Genomic DNA, 12,986 nt, shown 5'->3' on the forward strand with positions numbered 1-12,986 from the left:
CTTGTTGCACTAAAGTATAGCCAAATTCTCGTGCCTTTTTGATCAAATTTTTTACAGCTCTCTCCTTATATCGTGTTTCATAGTATTCCATTCCTTTTTCTACATATTCTTGTCCGTATTTGAGCATACTATAAAATATGCATGCTATTTTTCTTGCAGTAGCTGTTATTGCTTTTGGTGCTCCTAATCGTTTTTTTAATCTCCTGTAGTATGCACCCAATGAACTTTTACTATTTCCTACAGAATTAGCAGCCATTCGAAATGCATTCGCAGCACGATTAATGACTTTACGCGTTCTTGTGCTAAACACTTTTTCTCCTGTAATTTTATTGGCAGGGCTGAGTCCTAACCACGATGAAAAGTGTTTTTCTGTTGACCATTTATTATGGTTTATACCAGTTTCTGAAATTATAGTCTGTATACTTAGTATATCAAGCCCTGGAACTTTAGTAAAATCCATACCAGTTATTCGGTGCAGTTCCTCGTGCAAAGCAAAGTCAGGCTTACTTTTTCTGTGCTTATTCTTTTCCTTACTCAACTGTTTACTTTCGTTAGATTTTGTTTCAAACGTTTTGTAATAGACCTCAATATTTCTATCACATTCTGCTATTTTTTCTTGATAAATATTATATAGTTCAAATTCTTGCTTTAGCGTGAATACATGTTCCTCTCTATAATCGCCAGCTAACGCTTTTGCTATAGTAGACTGATCATTTTTTATTCGTGCATCCCTGAATTGAGCCAATTTCCCAGAATCTCTTTCGCCTTTAATTATAGCCTTGATAATTTTCATACCAGTTACTCCTGTTATATCTCTTATAACTCTATGCAGTTGTATATTCATTTGAATTAATGCCTTCTGCATACGCAGAACATGTGTAGATGCACTTTCAGTGAGGTTCTTACGTTGTCGCACGTAACTACGCAATACACATATCTGGCTATCTGGCCTAAATGACCCTTGGAGTAATCCATAACTATGTAGTTGTTGTAACCACTGACAGTCCTGAACATCTGACTTTCTCCCAGGTACATTTTTTACATGTCGCGCATTTACCAACTTAACTTCAAAACCGTAAGATTCCAGTATTTGAAACAAAGGAATCCAATATACACCAGTTGATTCCATCGCTACGGTTGTAACTTTACACTTTTTTAACCACCTTGCTAAATTATGAAGGTCTTCAGTGAAGCAGCCAAATTTTTGAACACGTTGCTCATCTCTTCTCTCGGGTATACATACATAATGTACAGCCGAACCAACATCTATCCCTGCTGCATCAGGATTCATTACCTCTAATTTACTTTTTGTCATTGTAATTGACCTCCTATAACTTATAATGAAGAAGTATTTAAGCTTGGGACGGTTAGATTATACAATCTTCTAATCGAGGTAGTCGTAATAGACTCCATCAGTGGTTTAACCGTTCCTCCAAAACCATGCTCCCAAACGGGCACTCTAGCACCATTGAGCGTCCGGTTATAACTGCAAAAATACTTCTTAATAAATTATATTTAAAAATTGTTATAGCACTGGATAAAATAGTTTCTTTCAGGTTTAACAAGATTTTTCCTTGTTCGATGCTACCAAGCAGTTTATGCCTTTTTGCGTCAGTTGCTTTTTCAGTTCTAGGACAAATTTATCCACAATATGCAAAATCACATCCGTACTTAAGTCAGAAAAAGAAATAATCGCATCAAGACGATTACGAAATTCAGGGCTAAAAACCTGTTCTATTGCTTTTTCGCTATCACCAATGTTAAAATTTTTATGCCCAAAGCCAACAAAACTTTTGCTGCGTTCAACTGCTCCTGCATTGGTTGTCATAATTAAAATTATATTGGAAAAGTTAACTTTACGTCCGTAAGTGTCTGTAACACAACCATAATCCATAATTTGTAGCAATATATTATAGATATCGCTATGGGCCTTTTCAATTTCATCAAGCAGCACAACACTATATTGATTGTTAGATACAGACTCTGTGAGTAATCCACCCTGATCATAACCTACATATCCAGGAGGAGAACCAATCATCCTTGATATCGTATGAGATTCAATATATTCGGACATATCAAAGCGTATAAGATTCATGCCCATGCTTTCTGCTAATTGTTTTGCTAGCTCGGTTTTACCAACACCAGTTGGCCCTGCAAAAAGATAATTTGCTAAAGGCTTATTGTAATTTCTCAACCCAGATTTAGCAATTTTAATAGAATTAACAAGAGATTCTATTGCCTGCTCTTGGCCAAAAATCACCTTTTCTAGATTAGCTTTTAAAGACTTCACTTTCTGCAAATCATCAGATTCAGATCCGCAAGGCACATTTGTAATTCTAGTAATGGTATTCTTAATATCTCTACTATTTACAATTTTACCCCTGTTTCTTAGCAATTTACAATATGCCCCTGCCTCATCAATAACATCAACCGCTTTATCAGGTAATATTCGCCCAGTAATATACTTATGCGAAAGTTCAGCCGCAGACCTAATGGCATTCTTTGTATAATATACTCCATGATACCCTTCATAGTAGTGCTTTATACCATCTAGTATCTTTATCGTTTCATTAACAGAAGATTCTTTAACGTTAATTTTTTGAAACCTTCTCGCTAGTGCTTTATCTTTTTCAAAACTAGTGCTGTATTCTCTATATGTAGTTGCACCTATACAACGCAGTGTACCTCTTGCAAGCGCAGGTTTGAGTAGGTTACCGGCATCAAGAAAGCTACCACTTGTAGAACCTGCTCCAATGATAGTGTGTATTTCATCAATAAAAAGGATAGCACCTGGTTTTACCTCAATCGCTTTTATTATAGATTTTATTCTCTCTTCAAAATCATCTCTGTAGCGTGTCCCTGCAAGGAGTGATCCTAAATCCAAAGCATAAATTATACTGGACCTGAGCGCACTCGGAACACTGCCTTCAATGATCTTCAATACCAAACCCTCAACTATTGTTGTTTTGCCAACACCTGGGTCTCCAACATATAAAGGGTTGTTTTTTCTACGCCTCAATAATATTTCTATAGTGCGATTTAATTCATAATCACGACCAATAACATAATCTATTTTTTTGCTTCTTGCATAGTCATTTAAATTTTTACAATAACTTTGTAGAATTTCCTCATCTTTTAGTAGCTCACCTTTATTCACTGTAGTAGAAGCGTCATTATTTTTATCAAGTTTTACTTTATGATTGGTGGTGTATTCATCTATATCGTTAGAGTATTTCATATTAGATATATGGTAAATCAAATTGGAATCTTTCGCACTTTGTTTCTGCAATAGATCTTCAACGTATAAATCTTGCTCAGACAAAATTTCTACTAGAACACTTGCTCCATTTATTTCTTTTTTCCCCAAGCTATGAGACCGTATTATTGCTCTGTGTATTATGCATTGAAACATTGAGCTAGGTTTAACTCCACTGATAATCAATGCAGAACTGCTTTGTAAAAACCCTTTTATATTATTATAATCATTAGCCTTAATATTGCATCTTGATAGAATGTTATCCATATTGATGATTTCATCGGCTCTGATATTACATCTTGATAAAACGTAATTTACATCCACGTCTTTAGTTAACACCAGCAATAAATGTTCTACTTTCGCATATTTTAGATTAAAATTAGAAGCAATGAGTAGCGCTCTATTCAAACTTGCCTCTAAGTTTTTGGAAATCATCTCCTATTCTCTTTAAAAGTGGGAACTCATATATAATGAATAGCACACAATTATTAAAAAAATTGAAATCCAGCAGTTCGCTGTAGCCAATTTGAATCCCCACTCTGGATCTACGTCATAGCACCGTGATATCTCAACATAGATTCCGCTAATGAGTAGCGGAATGACGAGTTTTACGCTTATTAAGTTGTAGGTAAATCCTATTTAATATGCTTTTTCTAGTACTCTGCTTTTCTTCTTAAATGCATTGATCTTTTTTCTACCGTACTTAGTCTTTAACGTACTTAGCCTTTTAAAGACCTTTTTGCTATTACGTTTTTTAAATTGCACACTACAATCAAAATTTGGCTCCCCTTCTTTGTCTGCCAATGCAGGCAGTCTTCTCTTATCTTGAGGTGTAACAAAAGATAGCGCATGCCCTTCAGCTCCAGCACGTGCAGTTCTGCCTATACGATGAATATAGTCAGCTTGCGATTGTGGTGCATCATAATTGATAACATGTTGAATGTGGGGAATATCAAGGCCGCGAGAAGCAACATCTGTTGCAACCATGATTTGATTGCGGCCACGACGAAAAGAATTAATGACCCTTTCGCGCTTGTGCTGCCTTAAATCACCATGAATTGCTAAAGCGCTATAGTCATCTTTGTACAATCTGCTAGCTAGCTGATCCGCTCCTTGCTTTGTTTTGACAAAGATAATGATTGATCCTTCGCGCTGACATAGTTGTGTAACAAGCTTTTCATATTTTTCTGATTCTGATGCATAAACAATCTCTTGCTTAATTTTTACAGAAGTTGTAGTCTCACAATCAACAGAAATACGTTCTGGTCGATTAAGGTACTTCTCAGTAAGTTTAACTATATCACTAGGAAGAGTTGCAGAAAACATAAGAGTCTGCCGTATTTTTGGCAGATATTTCATGATCCCTTCAATTTGAATTCCAAAGCCCATATCAAACATACGATCCGTTTCATCAAGCACAAGAACGCTAACATTGCGAGTAATCAAAGTTTTACGCTCAATATGGTCTATAATACGACCAGGAGTACCTATTACAATTTGTGGTTTTTTCTGAAGCTGATTTAGCTGCCTAAAAATAGGCTCACCACCAATCAATAAAGCGACCCTTAGTGCAGAATTTTGAAATAAGAGTTTTCTTATCTCATTTGTGACCTGATGCGCAAGCTCCCTGGTTGGCACGATGACTAAAGCTGAACCAGTGTTAGGCTCATTCAGCAACTTAGCAACCAACGGAATAGCAAATGCCAAAGTTTTTCCAGTTCCCGTTTGAGCAGATCCGAGAATATCTTTACCTTGTAGCGCTAAGGGAATCGCTTGTATTTGAATCGGAGTTGGGACGAAAAGATTATTTTTATCCAGAGCTTGTGTAAGCAAAGCTGGGAGACCCATCTCATGAAAATCATTCACAATACGTTAATCCTATTAAAAGACTTCATAATAGATTAATCTTCCAATCTTAAATTTATTGCAGATTTTTTATCTTCTCCGTTTCTACCGCGCTCCTCTTTAACCTCATAACTCACCCTTTCTCCTTTTATCCCCTTCTCTTTATTCTCTCCTTTAAGTGTCTCAGGCCTTATTCCTGAACGTTCCAACGTGCTAATATGTACAAAAACGTCACCCCCTTTACCTTCTGGCTTGATGAAACCATAGCCTTTTTCGGCATTAAACCATTTTACATTACCAAATTCCATTTAAACAACTCCTAAATTATTAACTAACATTACTAATGTGATGAAAAACTTTGAAATTACGATTGAGAATGCTTTAAGCTTAGCTATTGAAACTAAACCTTTATACTCCATAGTCTATTCTTAACATTACATGACAATAATACACAATTGTTGTACTTAATGCAAATAAATTTTTTAATCATTAAGCGAACCTGCAACCGTCATTTCGCTAACTTTAATCGTTGATGAATTAAATTGCCCACAAAAAGTTAGATCATCTGCAACGACTAAATTGCTAAACATATCCTTCAAATTGCTAGCAATGGTAATCTCATGTATTGGATACGTTATTTTTCCATTTTCTATAAAAAATCCGGAAGCGCCTTGGCTGTAATCGCCATTGATTAAATTAACACCAAAACCAAATAAATCAGTTACATATATTCCCTCTTTCACTTCCTGAATTAATTCTTCAAACGATACATTACCATTCTCAATGTAGAGGTTACTAGCTGCAGGAATAACTGCAGCATTACTTGCACGAGTTGCACTTCCGGTTGTTTCTGAGTCTAATTTTCTAGCCGAGTATAAGTCTAAAATCCAATTTTGTAATATTCCGTTTTTTACAAATATATTTTTCTTGCTAGTTATCCCTTCTCCATCAAATGGTCTCGATGCTATGCCTCTTGGCAACAATGGATCATCGATAATATTAATTCTATCATTGAAAATCTGAGCGTTTAAACTACCCCTCAAGAAAGAACTGTTGTTTATAATACTGCTTCCATTTATAGCAGAAGCAAAACTTTTTACTAGCCCTTTTGCTGCTCTTTTTTCAAAAATAACTGGAAATTTACCAGTTTTCATTGTACGTGAATTCAATTGATCAACTGCTCTTTTTGCTGCTTCTTTTCCCATTAACTCTGGCAACTTTAAATCACTAAAATTACATGCTATATCATAATCGTAACCAAACTTCATTTCACTTTCTCTTCCAGCAACAACAGAGACCTGATTAGCAAAAGTTGATTTACTAAACGAGCCAATAAAACCAGAAACAGTCGATAATACTGTATTCACTAAAGCGTATGAAGAAGAAGCTCCTTCAGAATTAGTGATACTCTTATGTGCAAGGGCTGAATTTTCTGCAGCTTCAGCAATTTCTTTTAGGTTATCAACGGTTACAACATTATTATCTGAGATACTTAAATCTGCAGAAGAGATATAATTACTACCACTTACAGCAAAATTGATACAAGGATCTTCTGGCGCATTCTTTGCCATTTCTACCACTTGGCTTACCGTATCACTAAGATTATTCAAATCGTTTGTAGAAATATACGCAGCTTTGTTCTTACCTGCTATAGCTCTGATTCCTACAGTGCAATTTTTAGATTGTGATATTTGCTCAATTTTTGATAGACGCTGAGAAACTGAAGTCTTATTAGTTTCATATATTGTAACTTCCGCATCTTGATTCTGCTTTTTTATTAATTTAGTGATATCTGCTGCAATATTTAATATATTCATTTTCTATTCCTTAGATTTCTATAAAGACTCTGCACCACCTATAACTTCAATTAAATCAGTTGTAATTGCTGCTTGACGAGAACGATTATAAAGCAATGCTAGTTTGTTCAGCATCTCTTTAGTGTTTCTGTTTGCTGATTCCATAGCAACCATCCTAGCACTATTCTCACTTGTTGCACTTTCAAGCAAAGCAGAGTAAAGAGCAATTACAACGTAATCTTGAACCAAAGATTTTAAAATAAATTCAATATTTTGTGGTTCATACTCATAGCTGTAATCTGTTGTTGGACCAGCCAGAGAGTTGTCAATCAAGGATGAGTCTTCACTCCATGGTTTTATTGTTTCCAACATTGGCTTTTGCGTGAAGGTATTATAGAATTTACTATAAAAAACTTTAACTTTATCGTATTTACTTAAATCTATACCATCAAGCAAAGCTTCTACGTACTTTAACGTGATCCCCTTACTATTTTCAATTTTTAAGATACTTTTAGAGTCAAATCTATTTTTACCTACATCAAAAGCTTTTTTACCAAGAAATACAATATCTACTTTTTTGCCATTTGCGATTGACTTATTTACACGCTCTTGACTAAATTTGACAATAGAAGAGTTAAAGTTGCCGCACAAGCCACGATCAGACGCAACAATGAATACTAGATAAGAACCGTCATTACTGATATTTAGAATTTTTGCCAATAATTTTTGATCAATTGATAGCATTAATGAAGAAATAATGCTATGCAGCTTAGATATATATAATTTTGAATTTGATAATTTCTTTTGGCTTTGTAATAACTTTGCTGCAGAAACCATTTGCATTATTTTCGTGGTTTTCTGTACAGATCTAATATTCTTAATTCTTAAGGATAATTCCTTTAAGCTCTTCATTTTGTATACAACCCTGATTTATTAAAATATATAATTGTTAGTGTCTAAAAGCAAGTTTTTTTGACATTAGAACCAAGTCTAACTAAAAAACTTGCAGGTTTATTATTTTGAAATAAGGGTTATATTAAGAGATCTACTCCAAAAATTGTTCAATAGAGGTCTTTGATGGTAATTTCCCATATATTATTATCATCACACTTTGTGGAACCTTATAGTATATAACAAACGCAATTAAAACTATTGCAATTTGAACATTTATGATCCCATTGCTTTAGTTCTCTGTTACAATTTTTACACTTCCAGCCCGGATCAGGCAAAGCTTCTGAGCCCATCTTGTTTAGCCAATAAACTACCTTGTCGTGTTCTTGCAATGTAATCTTGAGTTGTATTACAATAAAGTAGATTGACATGTAATTAGCTTTTTTCATAGCAGTGTCTAAATATTGACTTGCAAGATCATATTTACCTGAACTCACTGAGGACAAAGCAAGTAAACAGTAACTAAAATAATAATCAGGGCGTAAGTTGTATAGTCTTTCAGCACCTTTACTATTTAAATTGATGTAGATTTTAGCTGACTGAGGAGTAGGATTTACTGCATATTCTGCCTCTAGCACTGCAGAAGCTTTTCTGATTTTTCCAAGTTTAATATATAATTCTACCTTTAAATAATTGATGGGCCGAAAAGTTGCATAATAACTTTGTGCTCTGAATAAAGACTTTATAGCTCCTTTAAAATCCCCTTTACTTTCATATTGTTTTGCCAAAGCACAATAAAAAACTGCAAACATTTCTTTATGGTCAAAGGGAAGAAAAATATTGAACTTAACTGCTTCCTTTAACCTCAAAATTGCATTAATCCAATCTTCTTTCAATATGCAATGCTCTATTTGAAAGGGAATAGATAGCATTTTGTCATTAATTGAACTAGAGCAATATTCTATAAATTTTTGAAAGACTACTCTTTCTTGTTTGAGGTAAACGATCAGCTTATTGGCCAGAAGTAGAGCTAAGTTACGATTTTTACTTGCAATATTTGTTAAACCGTTACTGAAAAAGCTGTAATTTCCCGTCTTACCTGAGTTAAAGAGCTTTATTAAAGATAACCTATTGCTTTTTTCATTTAAACTTTTAACTACCTTTTGAGCGTTCTCTATATTGTCTAAGTCTATGCTAAAGAAAGCTTCAAAGAGAAGCAATTCTTCCCTATCCCTTCTTCTATTTTTTATATTGACAAATGTTGATGAAATGGAAGAAAAAAAGCGTGCAAGTGTAATTAATAAAAATAATAAAATTACACAAGTAAAAATAATGAAATATAGATCAATACTTATAGTGTAATTGCCTAATTCTAATTTTATTACTTCACCACTTACCTTGACCCATATGCCAAATAAAAACGAAAGAGCGAAAATTATAAAATAAATCATGAGATATATTGTAATAAGTGATGATATATTGTTGAAATATTCTTAGAAGCTACAATAAAACCATTCAATTTATTCAGCCATGGCTTGAATTCTGAATGCGTTAAATTGCTTACTGTAACAGTTATATTTTGCCAATCATTATCGTTTATTGACTCCTCAATTTCTGCGAATTTTGCCCTTAATGGGTCATTTTTATCTTGTATTCTAATCCAGTTTGAAATGATTTTTTTAGACAATGTACTTTTATTGTAGTTAATAACAGCAATGGTCTTCTCAAAAGATAACTTCAACTCACGTAAAGTATCTACCTCTTTCAAACTTTCCAATTCACTTACTGCATTTTCTATCTCTGGATCATCAAGCTCTGATATCAAAGGCTTTATTGAATTTATGTGATTATCAAATTTTGCTTCTCGCAATAACGAATTCTTCATTTTAACTACAAGTAGCAGCAATCTTGCGAGGTTCTTATGCCTTGAGCTACCATCACCTTGCTCACATTGAGTGTGCAGACCTCTCTTTAGGTCAAATATCTTTTTTTCTACCCTGGATTGATTAACTTCAAATGACATTCTGAATTCATCTATTTTTTCCGTTAAAACATTTATATTGTTTTCGCTTTCTTGCTGAATTATTTTTAAAAAGATTATGTTATTTATTGTGACGTAACCGGTAAATAACAATACAATTAAGAACCAACCTATGTACTTTTGCTGAGTATCATTCATAACGTAGTATCTCCGCAGGATCTTGTGCAGCTGCCTGCAATGCAGGAGCAATTGTCGCTAAAAATGATAAGAGTAACGCAAGTGCAGAAATACTTACTACATCTTGAGGGACTAATATCACCGGTAAACTTGAAAAAAAGTATATCATAGGATCAAACAGCTTGACGTTAGTAATGTTTTCTAAAAACACTCTAATACTTTCGATATTGAGAGAAAAAACGACACCTATAATACAGCCAAGACAAGTTCCCGTAAAACCGATTAATAGACCACAAGCGCAAAATATGCGCATAATGCTTCCACTTGTTGCACCAAATGTACGCATAATTGCAATCGCGGATTTCTTTTCTTGCACTATCATCATTAAATTTGAGATAATATTAAATGCTGCTACAACTATAATCAAAGTAAGAATTAAAAACATCACATTTCTTTCAGTTTTTAAAGCACTAAAATAATGGCTTTGCTGTGATTGCCAACTTTCAGCTTTCATTCCTATTTCTTTTTCTATAGCATCTGCCAGCTTACCAGCTCTAGTAACGTCGTCTACAAGTACTTCTATATTTTTTATGCTATTTTCATAATTAAAAAAGGCTTGTGCTGATTTTAGAGGCATATATATCAAGGTATTATCATACTCAAACATACCCATATCAAATATTGCTATAACTTTATATTTTTTCATTCGCGGCATTTCACCAAGTAATGCATCAAATTCTTCAGATGATATAAACGTAATTTTGTCGCCATAGTCAACGTTCAAAGCTTCTGCCAATCGTGCTCCTATTATTATCCCTTCATCAAAATTTTTTACATCACCTATAATTACATTATTTGTAATGGTAGTACTATCAAGCAAATCTTTAGTTGACACACCTCGCACTACGCTACCTGCAATTTTACCATTTGCTACAATAATAACTTGATCATTGGTCATAGGAGTAGCTTTTAATATACCAGGAATTTTCTCAATAGATTTCGAAACTGTGCAGTAATCTGAATTTATGTTCCTATAAAAATAAACATTAATATGGCCATCAATGCCAAGTATTGAGTCAAGCAACTTTGCTCTGAATCCGTTCATCACAGACATCACCACTATTAGTGTTGCAACTCCAAGGGCAATGCCGATAATAGAGAACAAAGTCATTATAGAGCAAAATCTGGCATTTTTCGCTCGCAAATAGCAAGCAGCCATAGTAATTTCAAAGACAATGGACATTACAAAACATTTTGAGGTTAAACATTATATTCTTGAAACTTCGTATAATTGTAGACTTTTCTTTATTTGAAAACTAGATATTTTTACTCCTTTAAATTTAGCAGACTTATAGAGTATCTTTAACATTAGAATTTCAAAATCTTCCATATACATCATCCAATCTCACTATATCATTATCAGATAAATGCTCTTCTAAGAAACTTCCTTAACTAGCTCCTCTTGTTGCACTAAAGTATAGCCAAATTCTCGTGCCTTTTTGATCAAATTTTTTACAGCTCTCTCCTTATATCGTGTTTCATAGTATTCCATTCCTTTTTCTACATATTCTTGTCCGTATTTGAGCATACTATAAAATATGCATGCTATTTTTCTTGCAGTAGCTGTTATTGCTTTTGGTGCTCCTAATCGTTTTTTTAATCTCCTGTAGTATGCACCCAATGAACTTTTACTATTTCCTACAGAATTAGCAGCCATTCGAAATGCATTCGCAGCACGATTAATGACTTTACGCGTTCTTGTGCTAAACACTTTTTCTCCTGTAATTTTATTGGCAGGGCTGAGTCCTAACCACGATGAAAAGTGTTTTTCTGTTGACCATTTATTATGGTTTATACCAGTTTCTGAAATTATAGTCTGTATACTTAGTATATCAAGCCCTGGAACTTTAGTAAAATCCATACCAGTTATTCGGTGCAGTTCCTCGTGCAAAGCAAAGTCAGGCTTACTTTTTCTGTGCTTATTCTTTTCCTTACTCAACTGTTTACTTTCGTTAGATTTTGTTTCAAACGTTTTGTAATAGACCTCAATATTTCTATCACATTCTGCTATTTTTTCTTGATAAATATTATATAGTTCAAATTCTTGCTTTAGCGTGAATACATGTTCCTCTCTATAATCGCCAGCTAACGCTTTTGCTATAGTAGACTGATCATTTTTTATTCGTGCATCCCTGAATTGAGCCAATTTCCCAGAATCTCTTTCGCCTTTAATTATAGCCTTGATAATTTTCATACCAGTTACTCCTGTTATATCTCTTATAACTCTATGCAGTTGTATATTCATTTGAATTAATGCCTTCTGCATACGCAGAACATGTGTAGATGCACTTTCAGTGAGGTTCTTACGTTGTCGCACGTAACTACGCAATACACATATCTGGCTATCTGGCCTAAATGACCCTTGGAGTAATCCATAACTATGTAGTTGTTGTAACCACTGACAGTCCTGAACATCTGACTTTCTCCCAGGTACATTTTTTACATGTCGCGCATTTACCAACTTAACTTCAAAACCGTAAGATTCCAGTATTTGAAACAAAGGAATCCAATATACACCAGTTGATTCCATCGCTACGGTTGTAACTTTACACTTTTTTAACCACCTTGCTAAATTATGAAGGTCTTCAGTGAAGCAGCCAAATTTTTGAACACGTTGCTCATCTCTTCTCTCGGGTATACATACATAATGTACAGCCGAACCAACATCTATCCCTGCTGCATCAGGATTCATTACCTCTAATTTACTTTTTGTCATTGTAATTGACCTCCTATAACTTATAATGAAGAAGTATTTAAGCTTGGGACGGTTAGATTATACAATCTTCTAATCGAGGTAGTCGTAATAGACTCCATCAGTGGTTTAACCGTTCCTCCAAAACCATGCTCCCAAACGGGCACTCTAGCACCATTGAGCGTCCGGTTATAACTGCAAAAATACTTCTTAATAAATTATATTTAAAAATTGTTATAGCACTGGATAAAATAGTTTCTTTCAGGTTTAACAAGATTTTTCCTTGTT

At 34.1% G+C, this 12,986-nt stretch carries 10 protein-coding genes and 1 pseudogene; 1 reads left to right on the forward strand and 10 read right to left on the reverse strand.

Going from position 1 to position 12,986, the window contains the following annotated elements; translation table 11 throughout:
- Positions 1–1,321, reverse strand: a 1,321-nt coding sequence (locus OZD67_RS03440; protein ID WP_274999611.1) for an IS110 family RNA-guided transposase, incomplete at its 3' end; no start/stop codon positions are given.
- 119 nt (positions 1,322–1,440) lie between these two features.
- Between OZD67_RS03440 and OZD67_RS03445 the strand changes: the two genes are divergently transcribed.
- Positions 1,441–1,692 carry a hypothetical protein gene (locus OZD67_RS03445; protein ID WP_274999712.1) on the forward strand — a complete coding sequence of 84 codons (252 nt, stop codon included), beginning with the start codon at positions 1,441–1,443 and terminating at the stop codon, positions 1,690–1,692.
- On the opposite strand, the pseudogene OZD67_RS03450 reads toward OZD67_RS03445, so the two are convergent.
- The 9 genes and pseudogenes from OZD67_RS03450 to OZD67_RS03490 all read right to left on the reverse strand — a co-directional run.
- Positions 1,586–3,691 (reverse strand): annotated as a pseudogene (locus OZD67_RS03450) (AAA family ATPase); the annotation flags it as partial. The gene OZD67_RS03445 and the pseudogene OZD67_RS03450 sit on opposite strands and share 107 nt — an antisense overlap.
- 204 nt (positions 3,692–3,895) lie before the next feature.
- Positions 3,896–5,122, reverse strand: a complete 1,227-nt coding sequence (locus OZD67_RS03455; protein WP_259346571.1) for a DEAD/DEAH box helicase — start codon at positions 5,120–5,122, stop codon at positions 3,896–3,898.
- Between the two features lie 35 nt (positions 5,123–5,157).
- Positions 5,158–5,409, reverse strand: a complete 252-nt coding sequence (locus tag OZD67_RS03460) for a cold-shock protein (RefSeq protein ID WP_064124857.1) — start codon at positions 5,407–5,409, stop codon at positions 5,158–5,160.
- 174 nt (positions 5,410–5,583) lie between these two features.
- Positions 5,584–6,918: a TldD/PmbA family protein gene (locus OZD67_RS03465; protein WP_182182656.1), complete on the reverse strand. Its 1,335-nt coding sequence runs from the start codon at positions 6,916–6,918 to the stop codon at positions 5,584–5,586.
- Between the two features lie 18 nt (positions 6,919–6,936).
- Entirely contained in the window at positions 6,937–7,809 is an 873-nt protein-coding gene (gene atpG / locus OZD67_RS03470; protein WP_182182654.1) for an ATP synthase F1 subunit gamma, read from the reverse strand.
- 209 nt (positions 7,810–8,018) lie between these two features.
- The gene (locus OZD67_RS03475; protein WP_182182651.1) at positions 8,019–9,239 is read right to left on the reverse strand and encodes a heme biosynthesis protein HemY; all 1,221 of its coding nucleotides are present in this window, start codon (positions 9,237–9,239) and stop codon (positions 8,019–8,021) included.
- On the reverse strand, positions 9,236–9,967 hold the full coding sequence (locus tag OZD67_RS03480) for a hypothetical protein (protein WP_182182649.1): 732 nt from the start codon (positions 9,965–9,967) through the stop codon (positions 9,236–9,238). Before OZD67_RS03480 ends, OZD67_RS03475 begins: the two co-directional genes overlap by 4 nt.
- On the reverse strand, positions 9,960–11,189 hold the full coding sequence (locus OZD67_RS03485) for a lipoprotein-releasing ABC transporter permease subunit (protein ID WP_182182647.1): 1,230 nt from the start codon (positions 11,187–11,189) through the stop codon (positions 9,960–9,962). The genes OZD67_RS03480 and OZD67_RS03485 overlap by 8 nt, the downstream gene beginning before the upstream one ends.
- 192 nt (positions 11,190–11,381) lie before the next feature.
- Positions 11,382–12,728: an IS110 family RNA-guided transposase gene (locus tag OZD67_RS03490; RefSeq protein ID WP_182184072.1), complete on the reverse strand. Its 1,347-nt coding sequence runs from the start codon at positions 12,726–12,728 to the stop codon at positions 11,382–11,384.
- Positions 12,729–12,986 lie beyond the last annotated feature (258 nt).

The sequence above is a fragment of the Wolbachia endosymbiont of Drosophila nikananu genome (genome assembly GCF_028981865.1).
Classification (GTDB): domain Bacteria; phylum Pseudomonadota; class Alphaproteobacteria; order Rickettsiales; family Anaplasmataceae; genus Wolbachia; species Wolbachia pipientis_B.